27 protein-coding genes are annotated in these 25978 nt (G+C 62.5%); 8 read left to right on the forward strand and 19 right to left on the reverse strand.

Annotation, left to right across the window (positions count from 1 at the left end):
* Positions 1-23 precede the first annotated feature (23 nt).
* A complete protein-coding gene (locus tag ACIOTL_RS03490; RefSeq protein WP_105656548.1) occupies positions 24-953 on the reverse strand; it encodes a deoxyribose-phosphate aldolase in 930 nt (309 codons plus the stop codon).
* A gap of 2 nt (positions 954-955) precedes the next feature.
* Positions 956-1948: a 5-dehydro-2-deoxygluconokinase gene (iolC, locus tag ACIOTL_RS03495; protein ID WP_105656549.1), complete on the reverse strand. Its 993-nt coding sequence runs from the start codon at positions 1946-1948 to the stop codon at positions 956-958.
* Between the two features lie 339 nt (positions 1949-2287).
* Here iolC and ACIOTL_RS03500 point away from each other — a divergent pair, with 339 nt between their 5' ends.
* The 3 genes from ACIOTL_RS03500 to ACIOTL_RS03510 all read left to right on the forward strand — a co-directional run bounded on the left by ACIOTL_RS03500 (position 2288) and on the right by ACIOTL_RS03510 (position 5599).
* Positions 2288-3295 carry a LacI family DNA-binding transcriptional regulator gene (locus tag ACIOTL_RS03500; RefSeq protein ID WP_400341813.1) on the forward strand — a complete coding sequence of 336 codons (1008 nt, stop codon included), beginning with the start codon at positions 2288-2290 and terminating at the stop codon, positions 3293-3295.
* Between the two features lie 118 nt (positions 3296-3413).
* Complete coding sequence (locus tag ACIOTL_RS03505; RefSeq protein WP_105656551.1) at positions 3414-4586, forward strand: Gfo/Idh/MocA family protein; 1173 nt, start codon at positions 3414-3416, stop codon at positions 4584-4586.
* Complete coding sequence (locus ACIOTL_RS03510) at positions 4583-5599, forward strand: sugar phosphate isomerase/epimerase family protein (protein ID WP_400341814.1); 1017 nt, start codon at positions 4583-4585, stop codon at positions 5597-5599. Before ACIOTL_RS03505 ends, ACIOTL_RS03510 begins: the two co-directional genes overlap by 4 nt.
* 88 nt (positions 5600-5687) lie before the next feature.
* On the opposite strand, the gene ACIOTL_RS03515 is transcribed toward ACIOTL_RS03510, so the two are convergent.
* The 7 genes from ACIOTL_RS03515 to uraD form a co-directional block, all read right to left on the reverse strand.
* Positions 5688-6293 (reverse strand): malonic semialdehyde reductase, encoded by a 606-nt coding sequence (locus ACIOTL_RS03515; protein WP_400341815.1) that lies wholly within the window; start codon positions 6291-6293, stop codon positions 5688-5690.
* Between the two features lie 185 nt (positions 6294-6478).
* Positions 6479-7690 carry an MFS transporter gene (locus ACIOTL_RS03520; protein WP_400341817.1) on the reverse strand — a complete coding sequence of 404 codons (1212 nt, stop codon included), beginning with the start codon at positions 7688-7690 and terminating at the stop codon, positions 6479-6481.
* Positions 7691-7757: 67 nt separating this feature from the next.
* On the reverse strand, positions 7758-8720 hold the full coding sequence (locus ACIOTL_RS03525) for an ROK family protein (protein WP_286134082.1): 963 nt from the start codon (positions 8718-8720) through the stop codon (positions 7758-7760).
* Between the two features lie 295 nt (positions 8721-9015).
* The gene (locus tag ACIOTL_RS03530; RefSeq protein WP_105656556.1) at positions 9016-10551 is read right to left on the reverse strand and encodes a nucleobase:cation symporter-2 family protein; all 1536 of its coding nucleotides are present in this window, start codon (positions 10549-10551) and stop codon (positions 9016-9018) included.
* 75 nt (positions 10552-10626) lie between these two features.
* Positions 10627-11550: a factor-independent urate hydroxylase gene (gene pucL, locus ACIOTL_RS03535; protein ID WP_105656557.1), complete on the reverse strand. Its 924-nt coding sequence runs from the start codon at positions 11548-11550 to the stop codon at positions 10627-10629.
* A 4-nt stretch (positions 11551-11554) separates the two neighbouring features.
* Positions 11555-11911: a hydroxyisourate hydrolase gene (uraH, locus tag ACIOTL_RS03540; protein WP_105656558.1), complete on the reverse strand. Its 357-nt coding sequence runs from the start codon at positions 11909-11911 to the stop codon at positions 11555-11557.
* Positions 11912-11978: 67 nt separating this feature from the next.
* Positions 11979-12473: a 2-oxo-4-hydroxy-4-carboxy-5-ureidoimidazoline decarboxylase gene (gene uraD / locus ACIOTL_RS03545; protein ID WP_105656559.1), complete on the reverse strand. Its 495-nt coding sequence runs from the start codon at positions 12471-12473 to the stop codon at positions 11979-11981.
* Between the two features lie 322 nt (positions 12474-12795).
* On the opposite strand from uraD, the gene ACIOTL_RS03550 reads away from it, so the two are divergent.
* On the forward strand, positions 12796-12990 hold the full coding sequence (locus tag ACIOTL_RS03550) for a hypothetical protein (RefSeq protein WP_133833838.1): 195 nt from the start codon (positions 12796-12798) through the stop codon (positions 12988-12990).
* Between the two features lie 98 nt (positions 12991-13088).
* On the opposite strand, the gene ACIOTL_RS03555 is transcribed toward ACIOTL_RS03550, so the two are convergent.
* Entirely contained in the window at positions 13089-13745 is a 657-nt protein-coding gene (locus ACIOTL_RS03555; RefSeq protein ID WP_400341818.1) for a TetR/AcrR family transcriptional regulator, read from the reverse strand.
* A 170-nt stretch (positions 13746-13915) separates the two neighbouring features.
* On the opposite strand from ACIOTL_RS03555, the gene ACIOTL_RS03560 reads away from it, so the two are divergent.
* Complete coding sequence (locus tag ACIOTL_RS03560) at positions 13916-16189, forward strand: ABC transporter permease (RefSeq protein ID WP_332594587.1); 2274 nt, start codon at positions 13916-13918, stop codon at positions 16187-16189.
* Between the two features lie 67 nt (positions 16190-16256).
* Here the strand turns inward: ACIOTL_RS03560 and ACIOTL_RS03565 are convergent, their stop codons facing one another.
* Both ACIOTL_RS03565 and ACIOTL_RS03570 read right to left on the reverse strand, forming a co-directional pair.
* The gene (locus tag ACIOTL_RS03565; protein WP_133833835.1) at positions 16257-16592 is read right to left on the reverse strand and encodes a LuxR family transcriptional regulator; all 336 of its coding nucleotides are present in this window, start codon (positions 16590-16592) and stop codon (positions 16257-16259) included.
* Positions 16593-16698: 106 nt separating this feature from the next.
* A complete protein-coding gene (locus tag ACIOTL_RS03570) occupies positions 16699-17715 on the reverse strand; it encodes an AEC family transporter (protein ID WP_400341819.1) in 1017 nt (338 codons plus the stop codon).
* Between the two features lie 199 nt (positions 17716-17914).
* On the opposite strand from ACIOTL_RS03570, the gene ACIOTL_RS03575 reads away from it, so the two are divergent.
* Positions 17915-18679: an SDR family oxidoreductase gene (locus tag ACIOTL_RS03575; RefSeq protein WP_133833833.1), complete on the forward strand. Its 765-nt coding sequence runs from the start codon at positions 17915-17917 to the stop codon at positions 18677-18679.
* 250 nt (positions 18680-18929) lie between these two features.
* On the opposite strand, the gene ACIOTL_RS03580 is transcribed toward ACIOTL_RS03575, so the two are convergent.
* The 3 genes from ACIOTL_RS03580 to ACIOTL_RS03590 all read right to left on the reverse strand — a co-directional run bounded on the left by ACIOTL_RS03580 (position 18930) and on the right by ACIOTL_RS03590 (position 20233).
* Positions 18930-19370, reverse strand: a complete 441-nt coding sequence (locus ACIOTL_RS03580) for an SRPBCC domain-containing protein (RefSeq protein WP_400341821.1) — start codon at positions 19368-19370, stop codon at positions 18930-18932.
* Between the two features lie 57 nt (positions 19371-19427).
* On the reverse strand, positions 19428-19685 hold the full coding sequence (locus ACIOTL_RS03585; protein ID WP_286134083.1) for a hypothetical protein: 258 nt from the start codon (positions 19683-19685) through the stop codon (positions 19428-19430).
* Positions 19686-19771: 86 nt separating this feature from the next.
* Positions 19772-20233: a MarR family winged helix-turn-helix transcriptional regulator gene (locus ACIOTL_RS03590; protein WP_400341822.1), complete on the reverse strand. Its 462-nt coding sequence runs from the start codon at positions 20231-20233 to the stop codon at positions 19772-19774.
* Between the two features lie 169 nt (positions 20234-20402).
* Here ACIOTL_RS03590 and ACIOTL_RS03595 point away from each other — a divergent pair, with 169 nt between their 5' ends.
* Entirely contained in the window at positions 20403-21404 is a 1002-nt protein-coding gene (locus ACIOTL_RS03595; protein WP_400341823.1) for a pirin family protein, read from the forward strand.
* Positions 21405-21421: 17 nt separating this feature from the next.
* Positions 21422-21754, forward strand: coding sequence for a GNAT family N-acetyltransferase (locus ACIOTL_RS03600; RefSeq protein WP_400341824.1), 333 nt, complete (start codon positions 21422-21424; stop codon positions 21752-21754).
* A 10-nt stretch (positions 21755-21764) separates the two neighbouring features.
* On the opposite strand, the gene ACIOTL_RS03605 is transcribed toward ACIOTL_RS03600, so the two are convergent.
* From ACIOTL_RS03605 to dnaB, 4 genes are all read right to left on the reverse strand, one after another.
* The gene (locus ACIOTL_RS03605; protein ID WP_105656632.1) at positions 21765-21953 is read right to left on the reverse strand and encodes a hypothetical protein; all 189 of its coding nucleotides are present in this window, start codon (positions 21951-21953) and stop codon (positions 21765-21767) included.
* Positions 21954-21966: 13 nt separating this feature from the next.
* The gene (locus ACIOTL_RS03610; RefSeq protein ID WP_133833832.1) at positions 21967-23349 is read right to left on the reverse strand and encodes an MFS transporter; all 1383 of its coding nucleotides are present in this window, start codon (positions 23347-23349) and stop codon (positions 21967-21969) included.
* A gap of 23 nt (positions 23350-23372) precedes the next feature.
* Positions 23373-24110 carry a ZIP family metal transporter gene (locus ACIOTL_RS03615; RefSeq protein ID WP_105656633.1) on the reverse strand — a complete coding sequence of 246 codons (738 nt, stop codon included), beginning with the start codon at positions 24108-24110 and terminating at the stop codon, positions 23373-23375.
* Positions 24111-24171: 61 nt separating this feature from the next.
* Positions 24172-25527 (reverse strand): replicative DNA helicase, encoded by a 1356-nt coding sequence (gene dnaB, locus ACIOTL_RS03620; protein WP_105656572.1) that lies wholly within the window; start codon positions 25525-25527, stop codon positions 24172-24174.
* Positions 25528-25978 lie beyond the last annotated feature (451 nt).

A 25978-nucleotide genomic window follows, 5' to 3' on the forward strand; every position in this document is an offset into this window, starting at 1 on the left:
GTAGTCATCGAGCTTCGTCCTTCTCAGCTGCGTACGGTTGCGGTGGTGTCCAGTAGCGATGCGGCGGTTGCCACGGCGGCGGCCACATCCCCGTCCTCGGGATACAGCAGGGTCCGGCCTACGGTCAGCCCCTGCACCGAAGGCAGGGCCAGCGCCGCCTGCCACGAGGCGAAGACCTCGTCGGGACTGCCCGATGGATCCCCGCCGAGCAGGACCGTGGGCAGGGTGGTCGCGGCCATGACCCGTTCCATCTCCTGGACCACGGGAATCTTCAGCCAGGTGTAGGCGCTGGTTTCGCCCAGTCCCGAGGCGATGCCCATGGACTTGATCACTGCCTCCGGGCGCAGGTCGTTGACTACCTTGCCCTCGGCCCGCTTGGAGATGAACGGCTCGACCATGGCCACCAGCTGGTGCCGGGCCAGATCCGACACGGCGTCGGCGGTAGCGGCCAGGGTTTTCACGGTGTCCGGATCCTCGTAGCTGATCCGGGTGAGCATCTTGCCGCCGTCGGCGCCCAGGGCAGCCAGGGCGGCCGCGCTGTGCCCGGTAAAGCGGTCGTCGATCTCGTTGACCAAGCCGGTGAGCCCGCCGCGGTTCATCGATCCGAAGACCAGCTTGCCTTCCAGCGCGCCCAGCAGCAGCAGGTCATCGAGGATATCGGGTGAGGCCAGCACCCCGTCGCAGGCGGGGTTCTGCAAGGCGATCTGCAGCCGGTCCAGCAGCTGGCGGCGATCGGCCATGGCCGTGGCGCGCTTGCCCACGGACAGGGCGCCGCGGGCCGGGTGGTCGGCGGCGATGATGAAGTTCTGCCGTCCCAGCACCGGGCCGGCGTGCTTCCGGCGCAGCGAAGCGGCGCGCTGCACCGAGGCCGGGTCTTCCAGCCGCTGGCGGGTGATGGATTCGTAGCGGCGCGGGTCTTCCCGGTCCACTGGCAGCTCTGATGCCTGTTTCATTTCTAGACCAGGTCTTTCTGGGAGTCGGGGACGGTGCGGCCGCGCTCGGCCAGCAGGGCATTGACTTCTTCCGGGTCCGGCATGGCGTCGGAGCAGGCAACCTTCGAGGCCACAATGGCTCCGGCGGCATTGGCGTAGTCAAGCACCTGTTCCAGCGGCCAGCCGGAGAGCAGTCCGTGGCAGAAGGCGCCGCCGAAGGAATCTCCGGCACCCAGTCCGTTAGCGGTCTGCACCGGGACCGGCGCGGAAACCACGCGCTCGGTGCGGGTTTTGGCCATGACCCCTTCGGGGCCGAGCTTGACCACGGCAATCTGCACTCCGGCCTCCAGCAGGCGGTCGGCCTGCTCATCCGGGGTGCCTTCGCCGACGGCTACCGAGCATTCGGTGTCGTTGCCGATGGCCACGGTGGCCGATGGCAGGGCACGCGCTACCTGTTCGCGGGCCTGTTCCACGGAGTCCCAGAACATCGGGCGGTAGTCCAAATCCAGAATGGTGAACTGACCCTGGGCCAGGGAATCTGCTGGGCGGGCGGCATAGGCCGCCAATTGCGCGGTGCGCGAAGGTTCGCGGCTCAAGCCGGTGACGGTGCTCCAGAAGATCCTGGAGTCCTTGACGGCTTGGAGGTCGATGTCGCTGCTGTCGATGTTCCAGTCCGGCGCCATCGGGAAGCGTCCGTAGAAGTACAGCGGGAAGTCGTCCGGCGGCATGATGGCGCAGAAGGTGACTGGCGTCTGCAACGTGGCGTCGCGGGCTACCTGGGTGCGGTCCACGCCGAAGCGGTCCAATTCGCGTTCCAGGAATGTGCCGAAGTCGTCGTCGCCGATTTTGGTGATCACACCGGCTGCTCGGCCGTGCCGGGCGGCCGCCACGGCGACGTTGGTGGCGGAGCCGCCGAGGTACTTGCTGAATGTGTTCACATCCGCGAGGGAAACGCCGATGTCATTCGGATACACGTCGACGCTGATGCGTCCGAGGGTGAGTACGTCGTAAGTCACGCAGATCGACGTCCTTTCGAGTCAGAAGTTCAGGGATCGGCCAACTGCCGAAGATGTGAACGGTGCCACAAGAAATACTTTGCACCATGAATTCGGCACTGTCAAAGGTTTGTACTGACATATTTACAACATGAGTAACATGGTGTGGACAAATCCGCGGAATTCCGGGGTATTCCATCTGTTTCGGACGTTGAAAATAAAAAAATTTCCACATGCCATGTCTTGGCTTCATGGCGTGGCCCGCGAAGTTCGACGAGCAGAATCCACCCCCTAACGGCCGTGCGCTCGAGCAAAACGCTAGGCTCTTAACGAGAACAACCGACACCCCCAGGAGGAACTGTGGCCGCAGCACGCCGTCGAGCGACCATCTACGACGTTGCCCAGGCCGCAGGTGTTTCCAAGTCGCTGGTGTCCCTGGTGCTGCGCGGCTCCCCCAGCGTCTCGGAAGCACGTCGCGCGGCAGTACTGGCCGCCATCAAGGAACTGGATTACCGCCCCAGCCAGGCCGCCACGGCACTTGCCGGCGGCACGAGCCAGACAGTCGGCGTAGTCATCGACGACTACACCAACGTCTGGTTCGTGGAACTTCTTCGCGGGCTCCAAGAAGGACTGGCAAGCGCAGGATTGCGCATCGCAGTTTCCGACCGGGCACTCAACACCCACGTCGAGTCGGACCCGCTCGATGGATTCCTCAGCACCCGGGTAGAGGCTTTGGTACTGGCCACCGAACCGACTCCTGCCATGCGCTTTTCAGCGCAGGTTCCGGTCATTGTGGCCGGCAATCGCGCCACCCAGGTTCGCGGCGCGGACATTTCTTCCAGTGACGACAGGCTCGGGGCACGCCAAGCCATCGAGTACCTGGTTTCGCTGGGCCACCGGAATATTGGCCACATCGCCGGTGGCGGCGGAGCCTCGATGCTGCGCCTGGCCGGGTACCAGGAGGCAATGAAGGCCGTGGGACTCGAAGAGCGCATAGTTTCGGTCAGCGAATTGACCACCGAAGACACCGGCTACCAGTGCGCACGGCAGCTTTTGGGCGAAGCCCCGGAAACAACGGCCATCTTGGCCGGCAACGACTCAATGGCCATGGGAGCCATGGCAGCCGCCCGGGAAGCCGGCCTGTCGACACCTGGGGATTTGTCAATCATCGGCTACGACAACTCGCCGCTCTCCGGCACCCACCTGCTGCGCCTGACAACCGTGGATAGCCGCAACCACGAGCTTGGATTGCACGCGGCCCAGCAGGTGCTCTCCCGGCTCGCCAATCCCGAACGCGAAGCCCAGCGCGTGCTGATGGAGCCGATGCTCATCGAGCGCGGCACCTGCGCGGCACCACGCCGGCCCTGATTCCTTCCGCTTCCAAACCTTCTCCTGCAGACCCCTTGACCGCGATCTGAAATAGGTTCTAGACTCTTTTGGAGCGCTCCAAAATATTCCATGAACAGCTTTCATCCAGGAGAATTCCATGACAAAAACCATCGGCATTGCCGTCATTGGCGCCGGCATGGCCGGGCTGTCCCACATCGCTGGGTACCGCACGGCACCCACCCTCTACAGCTCCGACTTGCCACCGCTTCGCTACGTTGCCGTGGCTGACGTGAACACCGAGCTCGCAGCCAAGGTCGCCAAGCGCTACGGCTACGAAAAGGCGCTCGGTTCCTGGCAAGAGGTGGCCGCAGATCCAGATATCGACGTGGTCTCGGTAGTTATTGCCAACCGTTTCCACCGTGAAGCAGTCGAGGGCCTGCTGGCTGCCGGCAAGCACGTTTTGTGCGAAAAGCCGCTGGCTGACACCCTTCAAGAAGCTGAAGCGATGGCCACCGCGGCCCGCAACGCCGACTCCGTGGCCCGCGTTGGCTTCACCTTCCGCCGCACCCCGGGCATCGCCACGATCCAGAACCTGATCGCCGATGGCACCCTGGGCAAGGTGCTGCATTTCTCCGGACGCTACTGGACCGACTACGGCCACAACCCGCAGGCACCGATGAGTTGGCGCTTCAAGGGCCAGCCAGGCTCGGGCGCACTGGCCGATGTGGGAAGCCACCTGGCCTACGTTGCCGAATTCCTGGCCGGCGAGATTCTTTCGGTCAGCGGCGGCCAGCTGAGCACCAGCATCACCGAACGCTTCCTGCCAGCCGGCGCCGTCACCGGCCACGATCTCGTGGAACTGAGCGACACGTCCGAGCCGGTAGAAAACGACGACTACGCGGCGTTCAACGTACAGTTCGCCGGGGCCGCAGGCAGCCTGGAAGTTTCCCGCGTGGCAGCCGGCCACCCCAATACGCTGACCTTCGAGGTCTTTTGCGAGAAGGGCGCCGCACGCTTCAGCCAGCTGCGTCCAGCGGAAATCGAAATCATGCTCACCGAGGGGCCTTCGGCAACCAATGGCTACCGCACGGTGAATCTCGGCTCGGAACACGCCTACCTCAGTGGCGGACTGCCCATGGATGCGCCAGGTGTCGGCTTCGGCCAGAATGATGCCTTCGGCTACCAGGCGCGCGCCTTCCTCGACGAGGTCTGCGGCCTGGGCACTGCACTTCCCATCAACGCAACATTCGACGAGGGCGTGCACAATATGCAGGTCCTCCAGGCGGTCGTGCAGTCCGCTGCCAATGACGGAAAGAAGGTTTCACTGTGAAACTCGGAGTCTACAACGCAATCCTCCACAACCGCCCGCTGGCCGAAGCCCTGGAGGTCATTGCCGCCCAGGGACTGACCGGCATCGAGTTGAATACCGGTGGCTTCTTGCCCCCAGTGCACGTGCCGAACATCGATGAAATCCTGGAATCGGACATCGCTCGCGATGCTTTCCTCGCCCAATTCGAAGGCACCGGCGTGGAAATCTATGGGCTGAACTGCAACGGCAACCCGTTGCACCCCAATCGCGAAATCGGCCAGAAGCACGCCGAGGACATTCGCCGCTCCATCAAGCTGGCCGCGCGCCTAGGCCAGACCCGCGTGGTCACCATGTCCGGCCTGCCCGATGGAGACCCCAAAGCTTCGACCCCGAATTGGGTAGTCAATGCCTGGAATTCGGCAGCTCTGGACCAGCTGGACTATCAATTCGGGATTGCCGCGGAATTCTGGAAAGAAATCGATGAGCTGGCTGTCGAACACGGAGTCAAGGTCGCTCTGGAGCTGCACCCGCAGAACTTGGTCTTCAACCCTGCAAGCTTTCGAGAGCTGTTGAAGCGGGCCGGTACCAGCAACATCGGAGTTGAACTGGATGCTTCGCACCTCTTCTGGCAGCAGATGGATCCGGTGGCCGTTGTCCGCGACCTGGGCCCATGGCTCTTCCACGCAGCAGCCAAGGATGTGCGCGTCAATCCGAATGCGGCCATCCAGGGCGTATTGGATAACAGCTTCCGCAAACTGGGCGAAGACGAACCACGCACCAACCTCGGCGGGGATGAATGGGCGAACGAGTGGCCGAAGAATTCAGCCTGGGACTTCGTGGCTTTGGGCAAGGGACATGGCACCGCATTCTGGACCGAGTTCTTGCGCGCATTGCACGAGGTGGATCCGGAAATGATGGTGAACATCGAACACGAGGACACCGAGCTAGGTGCCGTTGAGGGCCTGGAAGTCGCCGCCAAGGTACTCATTGAGGCCGACGCGGCCCTGCAAGCTTCATTGGCCGCAACCTCCTAGGATCCTCCCGCTGGCGTGCAGAAGCCCGGAATTCACCGTGTGAATTCCGGGCTTCTGGCGCATGCCGTTTTCGAAGTACTCGATGCACCTAGACGGTGCGGACAACTGCTTCGTAGTCGAAGCGTGCTTTTGGCGAGCCGATCTCGCTTGCGGCTGGCTGGCCGATATTCACGACCAGGAAGCTCTTCTGCTCGCCTTCCGGGAAGAACGATGCGTCGATGGCGGAGAAGTCTGCGCCGGTCATTGGACCTACCGCGAAGCCCAAGCTGCGCGCGGCGAGCATGAAGTAGCCTGCCTGCAGGTGTGCGTTGTTGTTGCCGGTGGATGCGGTGAAGTCCGCATCAGCATCGTACATGGCCTTGGGCGCGTTGTAGCCGGGCAGGAAGTTGTCCCACTGTTCGTGCCATGCCGTGTCATAGCTGAGGATCGCTACCAGCGGAGCTGCTGCGGTCTTGGCTTTGTTGCCGTTGGAGAGCGCGTCGACCAGGGTGGCGCGGGCTTCGTCCGACCGCACGTAGGTGACGCGCAGCGGCTGGGAATTGAACGCGGTTGGACCGAACTTGGCCAGTTCGTAGATTTCCTGGGCCTGCTCCTCGGTAACCTCTCCGGTGAACGCGTTAGCGGTGCGTGCCTCGCCAAAAATGGCGTTGAGCGTTGCTGTGTCGGCCTGGATTTCCTGGGATGCAACTGTCATTGATTGCCTTTCAGATCTGTCCGAGGCCACTGGTTCGGGCCATTGCCGGATACGGTTTTCCTCTATCAATGCCCAACGAGGATCGACTGCACCTCATTCCGGCAAACCACGTGTTCTCTGCCACACGCAGACCGGGGCCCACTGGAGCTCGGCTGTGTTGCCAGCAATGCCCGCCGCACGCAGGCCTAGGGTCCGGCAGGGATTCGCGAGTTTGCAGAATCGTCCCAGCGGCGATGAAGCCTGGCGCACCCGATTGCGCACAGTGCGATGATTGCGCCGAAGCAGGTCACTGCCATCGATTCGCCGCTGATCTGCCCTACCCAGCCCAGCCCCAGCGCCCCAAGTGCGGTCAGGGCGTAGCCCAGTACCCAGAAGGCGGAGCTGGCGCTGCCTCGATGCCGCAGCTCGATGCGCCGCAGTACGATGCCCAGTCCCACCGGGAACAGCGCACCATGGCTCAGTCCAGCAACCACCAGGCCAACCAGGTACACCGTGACCGCCAGGCCCCCGCCCAACCTCGGGGCAATAGCTATCAGCACCGCGCCCACCGCCAGCCCGGCATAGCCCAGCTGCACTTTTTCGCTGACCAGCTTCCCGCCCGCTTTCTGGCCCACGGTAGTAGCGCCGAAAATCAGCGAACCGATGAGCCCCAGCAGGCGCAGGTCGGTAATCCCAAAGGCGCGGACCACCAGGATGGACGTCATGGCTGTACAGCCGCCCATGACCGCAAAGCCCAGGGTCATCAGTCCGCCCACGCAGAAGTCCCGTCGTGCCAAACGCGGCACCAGCGGAAGGCTGAGTTTCCATCCGCCCCGGCGGTGCGCAACACTGTCGGGGATCATGGCCAGCAGCACGATGCATAGGCCCGAAAGCACCGCGTGCACGCTGAAGGCGATCATGGGGGTAGCCGGGAAGAAGAAAGTCAGAAATGCCGCCAAGGCCGGACCGCTGCCTAGTCCCGCCATATTCGCCAGGCTGGAAATGGCGGCACCGCGTCCGGAGCTGGAGACCAGATCCGCCAAATAGGCTGTGGCCGTTCCGGTGACCAGCCCGGCGCACACCCCGGACAGGGTCCGGGCAATGAACAGCATGGGCGCGTCGGTGGCCACGGCATAAAGCACCCCGCTGGCGGCCGAGGCGAGCAGCCCGAGAATCATGACGGGTTTGCGGCCAATGGCGTCAGAGAGGGAACCGAAGATGCACAGCACCGTGAGCACCACCAGGGCGTAGATCGCAAAAAGCTGGGTCGAGTCGGCGGTGCTCAGGCCGTATTCATCCTGGAGCATTGGATACAGCGCGGTCGGCATGGTGGTACCGCACATGGCGACCGCGTAGGTTCCCAAAACGACTGCTAGCGGCCAGCCACGGGTCTGCGGCGGCTTCTCTGGCAGGACCATGCCGGAACCTCGCTCTCGTGTTGAATAACAACCTGAGCCTAGATAAGACCTAATGTCCTGTCAATGTTTATTGCTGTTGATTGAACCTCGCCAAATCAGCAGCCCCGATCAGGCCTGCCACCGGACCCAATTCGGCTTGGCTGATCTTCGCAAAGGGACGGTAGCCCCTGCCGGAGAGGGTGCGGCGGTAAGTCTCCTCCGCGGTGGCCACCAGTTGCTTCGACGCCGCGCCCAAGCCGCCGCCGATAACGATGGTCCCCGGATCCAGAACCGAGACCAGATTCGAAATGCCCAACCCGAGCCATTCGCCCATATCCGCAATGAGGTCGGCGCACGCCGGGTCGCCCTCTGCGGCAAGTCGAGTTACCTCCGCCCCGGTAACGGCGTCCGGATCATCGCCCACGGCCTCGCGCAGGCGGAAGGCCACCGGTGATTTGCTGCGCACAAGTTCGGCTCCTTCCCGGCCCAGGGCATTGCCAGAGGCGTACTGCTCCCAGCAACCGCGGTTTCCGCAGGCGCACCGATGGCCGCCGGGAACGATCACCTGGTGCCCGAATTCGCCAGCAATCCCGGACTTGCCACGGTGGATTTGCCCTCCGAGGATGACCGCCCCGCCGATCCCCGTTCCGAGGGTCAGGCACACCATGTCGCTTTCGCCCCGGCCCGCGCCAAAACGATGCTCGGCCCAGCCGGCCGCATCAGCGTCGTTGACCAGAGTCACTTCATGTCCTACCAGCTGCATCAGACGGTCGCGCACCGGTTCATTGCGCCAAGACAGGTGGGGGCTGAACAGCACGTTCTGCCCCTTGCGGTCCATCCATCCCGCGGCTCCAATGCCCACCGGAAGACCTTCGTTGCCCTTCGAGAGCTCGCGGATCATCTCAGCCAGGGCACGTTCGGTCCCCGCCACGTCATGGTCAGGTGTCTCGCGGCGGATTTGCCCGAAGGCGTTCCCCTCTTGATCCACAAGGGCTGCAAGGATTTTGGTGCCACCGATGTCAACGCCGATGGAAAGATTTGCTGAACTCACAGTCATCTAGCTTAGACCCTCGCAAAACGCCGATGCTCCCGCTGCCGCACAGGAGCCCCTGACTGGTCCGGTGCCTGCACGGAACTTCCAACGCAGTCCAGCACTTGGGCCAGCCCTGCGCAAGGTGCCCGGAAAACTCGTCCGGCGGTGCTCCCTGGCTGTTCGCGCTGTGAAGTGCAACTGCTCGAACTCGCGCAAAATGCCCGCAAACCGGAGTTTGCGAGCATTTCGCGCTAGCTGCTACTTCTCGTCATCGTGCAATTCCTCGGCCTCGGGTTCGGATGGGGCCGATTCCTCAGTGCCCTGATGTCTCGGCAGGCCTGGGTACAGGCATCTGGATGGCTCCGGTCTGGATCTGCTCGAATTCATCGGGTGTGACCACCGGAATTTCGTAGCCTTCCTTGTCGATGAGCTTGCCGCCCACGTAGTGGTCGCCATCGAGCAATCCGCAGATCTCCTCGGTCTTGACCATGCGCGGCGGAGCCGCCGAGAAGACCGATGCATCCTTTGTATTCCCGAACTTGAGTTCGTTGAACAGCAGGTTCAGCAGCACGGCCATCACGGCCGCCGAGGAAATCCCGGAGTGGAAGATCGTCTCGAACCACGTGGGGAATCCAGCGTAGAAGTCCGGCTTCACAATCGGGATGCAGCCAAAGGCAATCGATGCCGCGACGATCACCAGGTTCATGCCGTCGTACTTCACCTTGGACAGGGTCCGGATCCCGGAAGCGGCGACGGTGCCGAAGAGCACGATGCCTGCGCCGCCGAGCACCGGAGTCGGGATGGCAGCGACCACTCGTCCGAGGATCGGCAGCAAGCCGAGCACGACGAGGATGCCGCCACCGGCCGCGACAACGAAGCGGCTGGTGATGCCCGTGATGGCCACCAGGCCGACATTCTGCGCAAAGGCCGACTGGGTGAAGGTATTGAAAATCGGCGCCACTGCGGAAGAGGCCATGTCGGCACGCAGGCCGTCGGCAATGCGCTTGGAATCCACCTTCGATCCGGCGATCTCGCCCACAGCGAGGATGTCTGCGGTGGTTTCGGTGAGGATCACCAGCACCACGATGGTCATCGAGATGATGCCGCCGATTTCGAAGACCGGCATGCCGAAGGCCAGTGGCTGCGGGAAGGCGAAGATCGCGCCGTGCCCGACCTGCGAGAAATCGGCCATGCCCAGCAGCGCTGCGGCGACGGTGCCCAGCACGATGGCCAGCAGGATCGACATGCGGGAAATCGCTGCATTGCCGACCTTGGACAGCAGCAGGACCACCAGCAGTGTTCCGGCGGCCAGGCCGATGTTGGCCAGCGACCCGTAGTCATCGGCCTTCGCGTCCCCGCCCATGGCCCAGTTGGCCGCGACCGGGGTCAGCGAGATGCCGATCATGGTAATGACCACGCCGGTGACCACCGGCGGGAAGTACCTGACAATGCGGGCGAAGAACGGCGCTATGAGGAAGCCGATCAGCGCTGCGACGAGCACGGCCCCGAAGACCGCCTGGATTCCGCCTCCCCCGTTGACGATGGCCACCATGGTAGCCACGGATGCGAAGGACGTGCCCTGGACCAGCGGCAGCTGCGCCCCGAAGAACGGGATGCCCACGGTTTGCAGGATGGTGGCCAGCCCGCCGACAAACAGGCAGCAGGCGACCAGCAGGCCCACCTCGTCCGGGGCCAAGCCGGCAGCGTTTCCGATGATCAGCGGCGGGGCGATAATGCCGCCGTACATCGTCAGGACATGCTGCAGGCCATAGGCAAAGGACTTCCCCAGAGGGAGCTTCGCGTCCTCGGGACGATTGCCTTTGATAGATTCATCTTGTGTAGCGCTCAAGGCTGACCTCCTACGTCAGTCGCTGCCAAAGGTGTGCCGGCGTGCCAGCGCCGGCCCACCTTCAACGCCGTTCAGTTAGATAAATGCCGGAATATTGGCCCAGATGGGGTGATTCGCCTCGGTGCCTTCGCGGGTGATCGTCGCTTCGATCAGGCCGTAGGGGCGATCCGCGGCGAAGAAGACCTCATTGGGGTTGTCTTGGCCGAAGACTTCCAGGTCAACCAGGAAGTGGTGCTTGTTCGGCAGGGACATCTTGATTTCGGCGATTTCCGGATGCGCTTCGAGCACTGCCTGCCCCATCTGGAACATGGTCTGCTGCAACGCGTACGAGTGGGTGTCGGCGAAGCGGGTCAGCAGCAGGTGGCGCACCGAGGTGTAGACCGCGTCGAAGTCGATGCCCTGGGCGATGGCCTGGCCGGTGTAGCGCCAGCGCGCAGTCACGTCGGTGGCCAGGATGCGGTCGGTGGTTTCCTTCAGGGTCGTGTACTTGTCCACCGGGAAACCGTGGAACTCGCTGCCCGTGGACTTCAGGACGGTGAGGTCCTCCAGGCCGGCAACGATGGACTTCTTGCCTTCGGCGTCGATTTCCAGCACGGCGGTGCGCACTTCGGACTTGTTCTGCGAGAAGGCGTGGTCATGGTCGTTGATGCGGTCCCAGAAGAACTGCTGGGCTGCCCAGCGGCCGCCGGTGATCCACTCGAATTCGCCAGTGAAGTGGTTTCCCAGCTGCACCAGGAACTCCTCGATGGCGCCCACGCCGTTGCGGGCCAGGCCATAGACGGTGTTCTTCTGGGTGTCAGTGGCGACGACGCGGCCGTTGTCGCCGTCCTGGTGCGCGGCGGTGAAGTCGCCGTGCAGCTGGCTGGTGACGTTCAGGTCCTGGATCTGGTGGCGCACGGTGTCGCGGGTGATCTTGACCAGGCGGACTTCGGCCTTGCCGTACTGGTTGGAGCCCAGCACGATCTTGGTATCTGCTGGGGCGGTGATTTCGGTAGTCATTGTTCTAACTCCCTCGGTACGTGGAATATGCAAACGGGCTGATAAGAAGAGGTACGTGGTAGTGCTCGTCGACGTCGTTGACGAAGAAATCGATGCTTACCGCGGGGAAGAAGCTTTCCGTTCCCTGCTTCCCGAAGTAGCCGCCGGTTTCAAAGGAAATCCGGTAGCGGCCGGCTTCAACCTGTATCGGTCCGAGGTTCTTGATGCGGCCATCGGCATCCGTGGAACCCGAGCCGATTTCTTGCCAGCCGGATGCCGTCTTGGCTTCCAGCGTGGCCTTGACACCGGAGGCAGGCCTCCCGGTCCCGGTGTCGAGTATGTGGGTGGTGATGTGGCTGCGTTCGCCATTTCCATCTGCCATGTTCATCTCCTGGCTGTCGGAGGGATTGGTATCGATAAATGCGCAGGGGTTCACCCCGGGCATGGGCTTAGTTGTCCACCGAGTTCTCCAGCCGCAGCAGCGCAATCTGGCGCAGCTGCTCGGCTACTTCAAGCAGTTCAGCCTGTTCTGCGTTGGCCAGCCGGCGTTCGCATTCGGCAAGGATTTCTTCGGTGCTGCGGCCGGCGGCGCGGATGAGGAATACCCTGTTGAAGCGCTGCTCATAGGCCCGGTTGGCTGCTGCCAGGCGGCCGGCGACATCGTCATCAAGGTCCAGGCCTGCCTGTTCGCCGCGGGAGAGGTCCGCTTCCTTGCTGCTTCCCTGCGCCTGTTCGCCAATGCGCGGATGGTGGGCCAGGGCGGCGGCAATTTCCTCGCGGCTGAAGGGAGCGACGTCCTGCAGCGCAAAGCTGGAAAGCGCATCGAAGCTGCTGAAAGGACGGGCGGAAACAAGGGCATCGATCCAGCGGTCGACATCGACGCAGGGGCGCAGGAAATCAGCGGCCTCGGCTGCGGGCAATTGGTTGAATACGTCTAAACGCATCGGGTGATCAGCTCTTTTCAAACGGTCGTTCTTTCCACGGACCTTGGCTGAACACCCTTACCACCGAAGGAGACTTCGGCTTCGACTCGATGCTGGTTTCGTGGAACCTTGTGTCACCACTGTAATCCACCTCACAGCGTCGCAGTCAAGCGAAAGCTGGAAAAACTTTAACAAGTGTGACTTTTTGCCGGTTTCCATATCGTGGATAGATAATTTTGCGCCCAGCTATTGCAAACGCTCCAACCTAGCCCACATAATGGTTTCACAACACAGAAGATAATTTCCATATTGTGGAAATGCGAAATCGTGAAGGAGGGTCGCAATGACCGCTATCAACCCAAGCAAGATCAACTGCACACCGGAGGACCAGCGCCTCATTGCCACCACCGACGCCTTGCGCACCGGACTGTTCCAGCCCATCGAGAACCTGGATCCGGATATTGCCCGCCAGCCGCGGATCACCCGCGAGGCTCCCTCGCTGTGGAGCCGCCTGTTCGGCCAGCACCCGGGACGCTAGGCGTCCACCCAAGACCACGCAGAGGCCAACCCCTGAGGCGTCGGGACCTGGCCTCTGCGTTTTTTTAATTCCAGCTGCAGCGCCTCGCGCCAGCCCGGCTAGTCCTCGCCGAATCCCATGAAGTCGGCCGCAGCGGTGCTTGGCGCCGCCAGCATGCCGACCATGGAATCGACCAGGAAGTAGCCCAGCGATTCCCAGTTGCCCTGCTGCTTGCCTTCATTGACCGTGCGCTCGTACTGCGCGCACAGCCCCAGGAACATCGGACCGAGAATCAGCGCACGCGACCTGACCACGACCTCCGGAATGCCCTCGAATTCCTTGCGAGCACGTCCTGGGCCCGCCACGCTCAGCACCTCGTTGCGCAGGCTGTCGCCCACAATCGCCGGCAGTCCTGGATGCAGCCGTGCCTGGTAGAGGAATTGCGCCCGCCAGGAGGGCCGCGGCAGCGCGTCAAAGGAATAGATCCAGGGAAGGGTCCGCACGGTGACCACCTCGCGCAGGCTCGCCTCCGGTCCGCCAGCAAGGGATGGCAGGCGGTTGCGGCAGCTGCGCATGTCGCCCAGTGCCCGCTGGAGCATGGCCTGCAACAGGTCCTCGCGGCTCCCGAAATGGTATTTGATCGCCGAATGGTTGGCAGTACCGGCATGCTCGGCAATTTTCCGATTCGATACGGCGTCTATGCCGTGGCTCGCGAAGAGCTCTTCTGCCGCATCGAGCAAGACCTCCCGCGCCTTATCGCCGTGTCGGCTCACCATTCCCGCCTTTCCTCGCATCATCTCGTCCCGGCGTCCAGGAAGTGAACCTCGGCACAGTTGCTGACAATTTTACGCCATGTGGCGTAAATTAGTTGTCAGTATTCAACTAAAGACCTTGGCGGGTTGCCTCGCACCCCGCTGCAGACCGAGAATCCAAGGAGCATGCGCAGTTGAGCAACGACGCCGCAGTCACTGAAAACCCGCCGCCCTCCCGCAGGGCCAAGCACGAGAAGCAGCCTCTTTCCGAGCAGGAAGCGGCCGCCAAACGCGCCAAGGCCGAAAAGATCGGCAGGACTGTCGCAGTGTTCATCATGCCATTGATGATCGTGGGCATGATGATCTGGGGCTACCTGGGGGCCATGCACCACCAGTCAGCCGCGAACATGCCGGTGGCCATTTCGGCCACCAGCAGCGCAGCGGCCGGTGACTTTGCCAGGGCGCTGGAGGACAGCAATGCTGAGGCCGTGGACCTGCGCATCGTGGACTCGGCCCGCGAAGCCCGCGAGCTGGTCTACGACCGCGAAGTCACCGCTGCGGTGGACCTCGATGGCGATACGGCCACGCTGTACACCGCCAGCGGCGCCGGCATGTCAGCTACCTCGGCCATCACGGCCGTGCTCACGCCGGTCATCATGGAGCAGTCGCTGGAACTGGCTTCCCAGGATCTGGTGCCGCTTCCGGAGAACGACTCCATGGGCATGGGCGCCATGCTGCTGGCCACCGCGATGATCACTGCCGGCTACATGCCTTGGTCGATGGCCTTCTCGAACTCCCCGGAACTGCTCAAGCGCCGCCGCGCGCTGCCGCTGCTGGGCGGATGGTCGATCCTGCTCTCCGGGCTGGGCATCCTCGTCGGCGGCCCGATCCTGGGCGTCATTCCTGCCGCGAGCATCCTGCCCGCGTGGTCGACCCTGGCCTTGGGCGTCTTCGCCGTGGGCGCCGGGCAGCTGCTGCTGACCCGCATATTCGGCGCCATGGCCGTCATCCCCGGAATGTTCCTGTTCATGGTTCTGGGCCAGCCGGCCTCCAATATGGGCATGTCGGTCTACACCCTGCCGAAGATCTTCCCGTTCCTGCACCAGTTCCTGCCGATGCCGGCCCTGGGCGAAGCCATGCGCTCGGTGCTGTACTTCAACGGCGACGGAGCGGCCCGGCATATCCTGATTCTCGCCGGCGGTGCCGTCGCGGCGCTGCTGCTGGTCGCCCTGCTCGATGCCCTGCGCATCGCCAAGGGCAAGAGCGATATCCCCACCCAGATCAATGTCGCTTCCCTGCATGGCGGCCCGCGCCCCAAGAACAAGGCGTGGCGCTACATCACCTTGGCCGCGCTGCCCTTCGGCATGATCGCCATCATGCTCAGCTCGATGCTCGGCGCCATGCAGACCCCGGTGCCACGCGACATGCCGGTAGCCGTCGTGGGCTCCTCCGTGGAGCAGGCCCAGCAGACCGTGGATTCGCTGAACGAATCCATGGAGGGCATGTTCGAGTTAACCGCCATGGACAATGCCGCTGACGCCCGGTACCTGGTCGAGTCCCAGGAGCTGACAGGGGCCTTCGTGCTGCCTTCGGAGCAGAGCCCGGAAGCTGCCGTCTATACCGCCCAGGCTTCCGGCAACGCCGCATCGCAGCTGGTGGTCCAGGTGTTCACGCAGATCGGCCAAGCGCAGCAGATGGACGTGGACCACCAGGAGCTGGCCCCGCTTCCGGAGCACGACAATATGGGCACCGTGGCCATGTACCTGGGCATGGGCTGGGTGATGGCAGGCTTCATGGTCATCATGGTCGGCGCCACCGCGGCACCGCACATGGCCCCGCTGCAGAAACTGGTCCCGCTGGTGGCCGTGTACTCGGCCTTCATGTCCGCCGTGCTCTGCCTGATCGCCGGCCCGTTCACCGGGGCAGTGGAGGGCCACTTCGGGCAGCTGTTCAGCGTCGGCATGCTCGCGATTTTCGCGGTGGCCATGCTCACCACGGTATTCAACCGCCTGCTGGGCATGGTCTGCCTGGTCCCGACCATGCTGATCGTGATGTTCCTGGGCGTCCCCGCCTCCAATGGCGGGCTGTCCATCTACATGGAACCGCGCATCTTCACCATCCTGCACGACATCCTGCCGATGCCGGCTGCCGTCGAAGCCATCCGCGCGATCGTCTACTTCGACGGGGTCGGGCTCGGCTCCCACCTGGTGGTCCTGGCCATTTGGGCCTTGGCCTGCCTGGCCGTGACCATGGTCATCGACCAGCTCAAGCCGGTGCAGACCTCCAGCCACCCGGTTTCCGCCGAGGAGCTCGCCGCGCTGCAAGGCCGGGCGCTTGAAGCCAAGGCGAGCGAAGCCGCGGCATCCGCCGACGCCATCGACGCTGAAGCCGGGGACTTGGCAGACGCCGAAGCCGCGGCCGGCGAAAGCGGCACTGGAGACCGGGAGAAGGACGCGGTCAGCGTCTAATCAGTCCTTCTCCCCTGCAGATGCGGGCCGGTTCATGGATGTGAACTGGCCCGCATTTTGGTGTCCCCTAGCGATCGATCTTGGCTACGGTGAGCAGCACGCTGGAATCCTGCGTGGCGCTGATTTTCAGCCTCCCCTCGGGAAGCACAATGAGATCCTGGCTGCGCCCCTCCCACTGGTTGCCCATGGATGAAACGGTGACCCTGCCCTGGAGGACCAGCAGTGTCGCTTCGCCGGGATTCACATGTTCTTGCAGCTCGGTGCCGGCCGTGAGCCCAATGACGGTTTGGCGCAGGGTGTGCTCATGTCCGCCGAAAACCGTGCTGGCAGCTCGGCCATTGGTTGCATCCGCGGCTTCCCTCAGCTGGGTTCGGGCGATGGCGGCCAGCGAAAACTTCTTCATCAAATCCCTGCATCTCATCTCTCGGGCTGGATACTCCGGGCTGATTAGCCTGTGCTGCTACAAGACTGTCCCCGCACCGGGGCAAAGGTCAAGGAAAGCGCGGGGACTACTTCAGTACCAATTGAGCCAGCACCGGCAAGGCAATGACCGACAGGACGCAGGTGATCACGATGGCCACCGCGGTCGGCTCGCCATCCCCGGTGTCGTTCTGGGCCATGATGTAGGCGGTCGCGCTGACCGGCATGGCCGCCATGAGCACCGCGGCATTGAACCAGATGCGCTCCAGATCCGGGGCGAAAACGAGCAGCATGGCCACCGTCAGCAATGGCATTGCCACGAGTTTGCCCAGCACCATGGCCGCGATGGAGGTTCTCGCCCGACTGGCGGCAGCCGCAGTGCCATCCGGAGCAACCGGTGCATGCCTCCTGGCACGTGAACGGTCCATGGTCCGCTTCAGCGACATGCCGATGACGAAGAGCGCTCCCGGGGCGGCCGCGGCGGATATCAGGTCGACGGTGTCGTCCACCGGCCGCGGCACGGGCACACCGAGGATTGCTACCGTGCCGCCAAGGGCCATGGCCCAGGTGACCGGGCTGCAAGCCAGGGCATTGCGGATGGTCCGGGCGATGCGCGCGGCGCTTGCCGGATGCTGGCCTCCTTTGCCGTTGGGCAAGAGAATTTGGGCGAGGATGGGGAATCCGACCATGAAGATGATGTTGTGGACCAGTTGCCCCATGCCCGCGGCGAACCCGGCTTCTGTGCCCATGACGCCGAGGATAATCGGGATTCCCAAGTACGACACGTTGCCGAAGCTGGTGGTCAGCATGCCGGCGAGCGCCCGCGCCCGGTTTGCGCGCAGCAGATAGCGGAAAGCCAGCCAGCTGAGCAGGGCGAAAAGCAGCGCGGAGACGATACTGATCCACAGGAATGCGAGCGGCACGCCTTCGCTGATATCCGCCCGGGCTACCACCTTGTAGAGCAGCGCCGGCAAGGCGACATAGAAGACGAACACATTCAGTGCCGGTTCCACGCTGGCCGGGAATTTGGGTGCATGGCTGGCGCCGTAGCCGATGAGCATGACGAAGAACAGCGGCAGCACGCCATAGAGCACGTCGAGGAACACAAGCCTCCTTAGGGAATGTTCGGCCGGGGTCGCGGGGACCGAGCACTTCAAGGTTAGTTGCTTGCCAGGCTGATCCGGGAAATGCGCTCGGGGGCGCTTCGCAACATGCAGGCGAAAACTGGGGTTTGGCGGCGCAAATTCCTAGGATGAGACCACGCGCCTCGTCCGATCACTGTTGAGCTTTCCGCAAGGAGAATTAATGTCCCACGCATCTGGAGTCCCGCAGGCCCCGCGCACGATTGCCATCACCGGCGCAGGATCAGGCATTGGCCGCGCCACCGCACGCCTGCTGCTGGCGCAGGGATGGAATGTGGTGCTCGCTGGGCGCACCGCGGCTAACCTGCATGAGACGGCGCAAGGCCACGGTTCCGCCTTGGTGGTTCCCACGGATGTTAGTGATCCGCAGGCTGTGGAACACCTGTTTGCCGAAGCGGCGCAACGTTTCGGCACGGTCAATGCGCTGTTCAATAATGCCGGGATTTTCGGTCCCTCGGCAGCCATCGATGAGCTGAGTCCGGCCCAGTGGGATGAGGTTTGCCGGATCAACCTCACCGGGGCCATCAACGCGGCCCGCACGGCCTTTGCCCATTTCAAGGCCAACGACGGCGGACGCATCATCAACAATGGATCGATTTCAGCGCAGGTTCCGCGGGTGAACTCCGTTGCCTATACCGTCACCAAGCACGGCATCGCCGGCTTGACCAAATGCCTTGAACTTGATGGACGGGAGCACCGGATCAGGGCCACGCAGCTCGATATCGGCAACACCGCCAGTGACCTGCTCGATGATTTCGGGGCCACCCAGGGTGCCCTGCAACCGGGCGGCCAACGGCTCGTCGAGCCGACATTCCCGCTGGCCCAAGCCGCTGAGGCCGTTGCGTACATCGCCGGGGTTCCGCTCGGTACCTCCATCAACCAATTCACCATCACTGCTGGCGGAATGCCCTACATCGGGCGAGGCTAGGGCGCAGGCAACCGGAGGAAGAAATTGGCGTGCAAGTCGATGCTCCGGTTGCGTGCGGCAATGCTCCGCGCCATCAGATCATCATGGGATTCTGGTTGCGCTACACGGCATGAACCTGCCAGAACTGCGCCAGTGGCCGCAGCGAAACGCCTTTCAGCCACGTGCTGCGCTTTGACTCCGCCGGCAAGAGCGCGAAACTGGCAGGCGTTCGCAGCTGCTGTGCTGGTTCTTCCCCTGCCGTACTAAAGGCCTAGAAGAATTCCGCCAGCAGCGCTTCGAGCTTCGCAAAAGCGGAATCCCATGCCTTGGTGCTGGATTCGAGAACCTCATAAGGCAATGGGGTTTGGGTCAGCGTCAGCATCGTCTGCCCGGCGAATTCCTTGAATTCGATACGGGTTTCGATCACGAGGTCCAAGGTCATTTCGTGCGGGCCGTCGGCACTGACCAGGCATTCGTACTCGTCGAAAGACGTCAGGACCGCCTTGAGCGGCACCTTGGCATCCGGGTTATCAGCCTGCACCATATTCAGCTCATGCCGGCCGCCGACCTTGGCTTCGAATACGACGGAATCTTCCTCGACAAGCCAGCCATCGGGACCCCACCACTGGGCGATGATTTCCGGCTCGACGAAGGCAGCCCAAACGGCGTTCTTCGGTGCGGAAAATTGCCGGGCGACTACGAGTTCAGTCATCGATTCCATAAGGTCAATATTATCGCGGCCCGCCATCAGGTTCACCCGCAGGGGCAACTACCCCTGCGGACGGCGAGGCTCCATGCGGCTCGCGGTGTACAGCGTTTGCTCATCCGGCGAGGTTCCGGCAGCTTCATGGGCGCGCATGACCTTCATTGCGCGGTCCCATTTGATGCGTTCGCGAGGGCTGGCGAGGACACGGCGCTCGGCCGGACCGAAGATGGACAATCCCAAGTACTTCAGACGCCAGAATATGCGGTAGCCGACGCTTAGTCCGGTGGTATCGGAAATGATCGGCAGGGGTGATTCATCCATGATCGTCGTCCTCTTCGGTCATTGGGTTTGCGAGTACTGGCACTTCAATCATACGTCATTAGTTGGTGCACCAACTAAATGGGGTTCTAGCTTTTCGGAGCGTTCGAACCTGCAGCAATAATGCGGTCCAGGATGCCGCGCAGCTCCAGCACATCCTTGTCGGTCAGGGCAAGCCGGGACATCATTTCGCGCGGCACCTCCACCGCTTCAGCACGCAGCGCGGCACCCTTCTCGGTGGGCTGAATGATGACGGCCCGCTCATCGTCCGGGTTCTTCGTCTTTGCCACCAAACCGGCAGTTTCGAGGCGCTTGACCAACGGGGAAAGCGTTCCCGGATCCAGGTGCAGATGCCCGCTGAGGGCACGGGCGCTGATCGGCCCCAAGTCCCAAAGGGCCAGCATCACCAGGTACTGGGGATGCGTCAGCCCCAGCGGATCCAGCACGGGCTTGTATGCCGAGATCACCGAGCGCGAGGCTACGGCCAGGCCGAAGCACACCTGCTTTTCCAGCTTGAGAAGATCTTCGTCGCGAAGAATAGCACTGTCCACGTTGTCGCAAGCTCCTTGAAAGATGCCTAATACCACTGCATTGATCGTACCGCGGTCGAGAATACCGTGCCCGGGCCGAAAGCTGCCCCGGGTCGCAGCGCCAATTCCAGTTGCGTTCGAATCGGTGGCGCAAGTAGTCAAAGCGGGCCACAGTGAATAGCCTTGGCATATGAGCAATCTTGAGCACCGGCCTGAGGAGATCGGCTGCAGTGCAGTGCGTTCCCAGGCAGAGGTTGAAATCCTGGAACCACGCGAAGTGCCCTTGGGCGGTCCGCGGGCAATGACGGTCTTCCGGACACTGCCGCAAAAGCAGCGAAGCCTGATCGGCGCTTGGTGCTTCCTGGACCATTACGGTCCTGACGATGTCGCAGTCACCGGCGGGATGAACGTGCCTCGTCACCCGCACACCGGACTGCAGACTGTCTCTTGGCTCTTCACCGGAGAGATCAACCATATGGATTCGGCCGGGTTCAAGGCGACCGTGCGACCCGGCGAGGTCAATCTGATGACCGCCGGGCACGGAATCAGCCATTCGGAGATCCTCACCGAAGACACCACCATCCTTCACGGCGCCCAGTTATGGACCGCGCTGCCGGATCATGCACGGGATATGGAACATACTTTTGAGAACTACCGCCCGGAAGCGCTCACCGCTCCCGGCTGGTCGCTGTCGGTCTTCCTTGGCACCTACGGGGTGTCGGGCAAGTCGTCCACCTCCCCGGTGAAGACGCACACCGAGCTCGGTGGCGCCGAACTGCGCCTTGAACCGAACACCGAGATCGAAGTGGTTGTCCCCGGGCACCATGAGCACGGGATCCTCCTGGACTCCGGCAATCTTGAAGTCAACGGCCATGAACTCGCTCCACGCGATCTCGGGTTCGTGCGTGCGGGATGCACGACCCTGCGCCTGAAGTCCGGGGACCAGCCGGTTCTGGCGCTGCTCATCGGCGGAGAGCCGCTGAAGGAAGACATCCTGATGTGGTGGAACTTCGTAGGCCGCACCCATGAGGAAGTCCTCGCGTTCCGCGCGCAATGGCAGGCCGAGATCGGGGCCGAGCCCGGGGATGCCTCCGAGGATCGCTTCGGGCCTTTCCCGCCTAATACTCCGGCAACCTTGCCGGCTCCAGCACTTCCCACCGTTCGCCTGCGCCCGCGCGTGAACCCCGCCTAACCAGTAAGGAACTCCCAATGAGCGACATCAAACCAGTATTCCTGCCCGAGCGCCAGCGCTTCGCCCTCGACGATGACGGCAAGATCATCGGAGCGGCGCACTACCGCGATTTTGATGGGGCCCAAGGCGTCGAGCGGATCTTCTTCCACACCACCGTGGATGAGGAATACGGCGGACAGGGCCTAGCCAGCGTCATGGTGAAATTCGCGCTGGAGAACACCATCGCCAGCGGTGCCAGGATCGTTCCGGTCTGCCCGTACGTGAAGGCCTACGTTGCCAAGCACACCGAGTATGCGCAGCATATCGTGGAACAGGACAAGGACCACCTGGGCATCCTGCCGCGCGGCTAAACCGGAGATCTCAGGGGTTCATCTTGAGGCCGCGTGCGGCCAGCTCGTCGCGGAGGATGCGGATGGCTTTCGGGCCGACGCCGTGCAGCGCGAGCAGCGCCGCGGTGCCGGCTTGCCCCGCCTGCTCGAGACTGGTGATGCCGGCCTGCTCGAAAGCCCTGGCGGCGGGGTTGCTCGTCTTGGGAAGCTCTGTGTCCATGATCCCAGCGTAGTCAAGCTGCTGGCTGCGCAACAGGTTTGGTGCGCGGCGAGATCGCGATCAGGACCAGAATCAGCAAGAGGCTGAAGCTGAAGACCGAGATGAACTCCATCCCGGTGGCGGCCATCGCGAAGATGACGCCACCGATGGCGGTGGTTCCGGCGTTGCCCAGGGAGTCGGCCACGGTCATTGCCGATGAGTTGAATCCCTGTTCATCCTTGGCAGACAGGGCCAGCATGTTCACGTTTTGCCGCGGGAAGATCATCCCCATGCCGAAGCCGCCCACGGCCCATCCGCAGACCAGCACGAGGACCGGCGGATGGAAGATCGCGGTGGCCAATGCGGTTGAAATCGCTACGCTGCCGGCGATCGCACCCACGGTGATGCAGGTGGAGGATTCCACCTTATCCCCCAGCTTTCCTTGCAGCCATGAACCCACCGACCAGCACAATGCCGAGGCCGTCAGGATCAGGCCCGCCCGGTCGGGACCCAGCTGGTAATCCTCGCGCAGCAGGTACGGCAGATAGACTTCCACGCCGAAGAAGGCCCCGGCCACGAAGATGCGGGTCATGATGGTGGACGGCAGCCCCTTGGCCAAGCTGAACGTGCCCTTGGGCAGCAACGGGCGAATTGCTGCAAGGGCTACCGCCAATGCCAAGACCAGTCCCAGAAGGGACCAGCTGCCCTGCGCATTGCCGAGCAAGTTCATGCAGATGACAGCCAGTCCAGCCAGGCCGGCCAGCATCAGCCGCTTCTTGGAAATCGGCCCCAGGTCCGGATTGCGCTGGGAGCTCAGCGACTTCAACGCCGGCACGATCCCGCAGAACGCGAGAACCACCAGCACCGCCACGCCGGAGAACACCCAGCGCCAACCGAGGTGCACGGCCATCAAGCCGGCCAGCCAGGGGCCGATCATCGCCGGGACCACCCAGGCGGTAGCGAACAGGGCGAAGATCTTGGAATGCAGATGCGCAGGATACGCGCGGGCAATGAGCACGTAGATGGCGACGGTGATCGCGCCACCGCCAATTCCCTGCAAGATGCGCCCGGCAATCAGGACCTGCATGTTCTCGGCTGAACCGCAGATCAGCAGCCCAATGCAGAAAACGGCCACGGCGATGGACAGCGGGTGCTTCGGCCCCCACCGGTCGGTGACTTCTCCGGCGGCAACCATCCCCAGCATCCCGCTGGCGATTGGCGCGGCAAAGGCCAGGGCGAAGTAGCGTTCGCCCTCCAGCAGCTCGCTGACCAGTGGCATTACCGTGGTCACGGCCATGGATTCGAAAGCGACCAGGAAGACGAGCACGAACATGCCAAGGGTGGTGGCAAGATACTGCGGAGCATAGATCGTTGACTCGGCGCGCTCGGCTGATTGGCTGCTGCGGTTCAGGGGCATGCATCCATGATCTCAGGTTTCCCCTAGCCGCCGATCACGTGCAGGCTGAAGGCCGCCAGGAAGCCCGAGGTCACCAGCAACCCTGTGTAGTCGAGCTCCACCTTGTAGGCTTCCGGAATCATGGTGTCGGCGATCATCGTCAAGATGCCTCCGGCAGCGACCGCGGTGGCGAAGGCCAGCACTTCACCGGGCATGGATTCCAGCAGCAGCGCTCCGAGGAAGGCAGCGATGCCGCAGGAAATGGCTATCGATCCCCAGAGCAAAACGATCGAGGACCCCTTGCGCCCGGACGCTTTCATCTGTGCGGTACTCGCCAGTCCCTCGGGGACATTGGAGATGAATATGGCGATGAGCATCGCCGGATTAATGCTCGCGGTGGCGACCACGGAAAGTCCAAGCGCCACGGACTCGGGAATGCCGTCGATGAGTGCACCGACCGCGAGCGCGGTTCCCGATGACTCCTGCTCTCCTGCGCGCTGCGCCTGCCGCTTTGAGGTTCTCCAGGCCAGCAGCCGGTTCGCGCCGAAATACAAGGCAGCGCCCACGATCACGCCGCCCAGCGTCGCAACGAGGCCGCCGGTTTCATAGGCTTCGAGCACCAGCTCGAAGGCCAGTGCGCTGACCAGGACCCCGGCACCGAAGGCCATGATGGCGCTGACCCAGACCTTGGGGATCTTCAGCCACCAGGCCGCGCCAGATCCCAGCAGCAGGGCCGAGCCGGCCACAGTGCCCCACAGCAAAGCCTGCATCGAAGCGAACATGGCACCCACTATAGCCAGCAATTCGCTGGCTTAGTAGGTGCCATATGAGTTCTGACTGGGACTAACCCTCGGTGGACATGTTATTGAAGCGCGAGTAGTGGCCCTGGAAGGCCACGGTGATGGTCTTGGTCGGACCGGCACGGTGCTTCGCGATAATCACGTCAGCTTCGCCCGGACGGTTTTCCTTGTCGTAGACGTCATCACGGTGCAGCAAAATCACCATGTCGGCGTCCTGCTCAATCGAGCCCGATTCGCGCAGGTCCGAAACCATTGGCTTCTTGTCGGTACGCTGCTCGGAACCACGGTTCAGCTGCGACAGCGCAATCAACGGAACGTCGAGTTCCTTGGCGAGCAGCTTGAGGTTACGCGAGAACTCGGAAACTTCCTGCTGGCGCGATTCCACGCGCTTGCCCGAGCTCATCAGCTGCAGGTAGTCCAGGATGATCATGCGCAGCTCATTGCGCTGCTTGAGGCGACGGCACTTGGCACGGATTTCCATCATGGACATGTTCGGCGAATCATCAATGAACAACGGGGCTTCGTTCAGCCGGCCCATGGTCGTGGCGATCTTGGTCCACTGTGCGTCTTCCACCGAGCCCTTGCGCAGATCCTGGAGCTGGATGGATGCTTCGGCCGAGAGCAGGCGCATCGCAATTTCATTGCGGCCCATTTCCAAGGAGAAGAACACGGTGGCCATATTGTGCTTGATGGCAGCAGAACGGGCGAAGTCCAGCGCGAAGGTTGACTTGCCCACCGCAGGACGGGCGGCGATGATGATCATCTGGCCGCCCTTCAGGCCCTGGGTCAGCTCGTCGAATTCATAGAATCCGGTGGGCACACCGGTAATGCCATCGCCCGCGTTGGCCGCGTTCTCGATTTCATCAACGGTGTCTTCGATGATGTCCGAAAGTCGCACATAGTCTTCACTGCTGCGGTTCTCGGCCACCTTGTAGACCTCTGCCTGGGCTTCGTTGACGATTGCGTCAACTTCACCATCTGGCGAGTAGCCCATCTGGACAATACGCGTTCCAGCGTCAACCAATCGGCGCAGCACGGCGCGTTCGCGCACGATTTCTGCGTAGTACCCGGCGTTGGCTGCAGTTGGAACCTGCTGGATGAGATTGTGAAGGTAGGCGGCGCCACCAATGCGCGAGATTTCGCCGCGCTTGGTCAGCAAGTCGGCTACGGTGACCGCATCGGCTGGTTCGCCACGACCGTAGAGGTCGACAATCGCCTCGTAAATTGATTCGTGGGAGGGACGGTAGAAGTCGGTGCCGCGAATGGATTCAACGACGTCAGCAATGGCGTCCTTGGAGAGCATCATGCCACCGAGGACCGACATCTCGGCCTCGATATCCTGTGGCGGCTTGCGCCCTGCGTCGGAATCTCGTCCTTCGTAAACCGGCTCAGCACTCATTGCAGACACTTCCATCCCCTATTGACCCGCTGGGAAAAATTATCCTTGCCTCATGGCAACGCTTCATCGTGTCAGTCGATACGGACATTTGGATGTCAGGCGCCTGTGGATATTTCTCTCCCGAACCCAACACTAGGGCTGTTATTAACAGGCGTAAACCTCATTATCCACAGAATATGTGGATAACACTCCTCTACCTGTGGAGTTCCCTGTTCACAGTCTGGGGAGAACTCTGTGGATTACCCCACTCTACGTATCATTAATATCTATTGACTTGGTTGTTTGTATTCGCACACCTGTGGACAGAAACTTAATTCATTGAAGCTCACGCCAACCGACCCAAGGTTATCAACACCCTTAATCGCCCAGTTCCCGGGGTTTTTCACCCTTTGTACACATTTGCCCACGTCTTGTCCACAGTTTTGTGGATAACCTTGTGGATACTGGTGAA

It is taken from the genome of Glutamicibacter sp. NPDC087673 (genome assembly GCF_044743255.1).
Lineage (GTDB): Bacteria > Actinomycetota > Actinomycetes > Actinomycetales > Micrococcaceae > Glutamicibacter.

What these genes read in the sequence shown, in the direction of transcription:
- ACIOTL_RS03490 (WP_105656548.1), bottom strand. Translation starts at nt 953, where the DNA reads ATGAAACAGGCATCAGAGCTGCCAGTGGACCGGGAAGACCCGCGCCGC.
- ACIOTL_RS03505 (WP_105656551.1), top strand. Translation starts at nt 3,414, where the DNA reads ATGACAAAAACCATCGGCATTGCCGTCATTGGCGCCGGCATGGCCGGG.
- ACIOTL_RS03515 (WP_400341815.1), bottom strand. Translation starts at nt 6,293, where the DNA reads ATGACAGTTGCATCCCAGGAAATCCAGGCCGACACAGCAACGCTCAAC.
- ACIOTL_RS03520 (WP_400341817.1), bottom strand. Translation starts at nt 7,690, where the DNA reads ATGGTCCTGCCAGAGAAGCCGCCGCAGACCCGTGGCTGGCCGCTAGCA.
- pucL (WP_105656557.1), bottom strand. Translation starts at nt 11,550, where the DNA reads ATGACTACCGAAATCACCGCCCCAGCAGATACCAAGATCGTGCTGGGC.
- uraH (WP_105656558.1), bottom strand. Translation starts at nt 11,911, where the DNA reads ATGGCAGATGGAAATGGCGAACGCAGCCACATCACCACCCACATACTC.
- uraD (WP_105656559.1), bottom strand. Translation starts at nt 12,473, where the DNA reads ATGCGTTTAGACGTATTCAACCAATTGCCCGCAGCCGAGGCCGCTGAT.
- ACIOTL_RS03550 (WP_133833838.1), top strand. Translation starts at nt 12,796, where the DNA reads ATGACCGCTATCAACCCAAGCAAGATCAACTGCACACCGGAGGACCAG.
- ACIOTL_RS03555 (WP_400341818.1), bottom strand. Translation starts at nt 13,745, where the DNA reads ATGGTGAGCCGACACGGCGATAAGGCGCGGGAGGTCTTGCTCGATGCG.
- ACIOTL_RS03565 (WP_133833835.1), bottom strand. Translation starts at nt 16,592, where the DNA reads ATGAAGAAGTTTTCGCTGGCCGCCATCGCCCGAACCCAGCTGAGGGAA.
- ACIOTL_RS03575 (WP_133833833.1), top strand. Translation starts at nt 17,915, where the DNA reads ATGTCCCACGCATCTGGAGTCCCGCAGGCCCCGCGCACGATTGCCATC.
- ACIOTL_RS03580 (WP_400341821.1), bottom strand. Translation starts at nt 19,370, where the DNA reads ATGACTGAACTCGTAGTCGCCCGGCAATTTTCCGCACCGAAGAACGCC.
- ACIOTL_RS03585 (WP_286134083.1), bottom strand. Translation starts at nt 19,685, where the DNA reads ATGGATGAATCACCCCTGCCGATCATTTCCGATACCACCGGACTAAGC.
- ACIOTL_RS03595 (WP_400341823.1), top strand. Translation starts at nt 20,403, where the DNA reads ATGAGCAATCTTGAGCACCGGCCTGAGGAGATCGGCTGCAGTGCAGTG.
- ACIOTL_RS03600 (WP_400341824.1), top strand. Translation starts at nt 21,422, where the DNA reads ATGAGCGACATCAAACCAGTATTCCTGCCCGAGCGCCAGCGCTTCGCC.
- ACIOTL_RS03605 (WP_105656632.1), bottom strand. Translation starts at nt 21,953, where the DNA reads ATGGACACAGAGCTTCCCAAGACGAGCAACCCCGCCGCCAGGGCTTTC.
- ACIOTL_RS03610 (WP_133833832.1), bottom strand. Translation starts at nt 23,349, where the DNA reads ATGCCCCTGAACCGCAGCAGCCAATCAGCCGAGCGCGCCGAGTCAACG.
- ACIOTL_RS03615 (WP_105656633.1), bottom strand. Translation starts at nt 24,110, where the DNA reads ATGTTCGCTTCGATGCAGGCTTTGCTGTGGGGCACTGTGGCCGGCTCG.
- dnaB (WP_105656572.1), bottom strand. Translation starts at nt 25,527, where the DNA reads ATGAGTGCTGAGCCGGTTTACGAAGGACGAGATTCCGACGCAGGGCGC.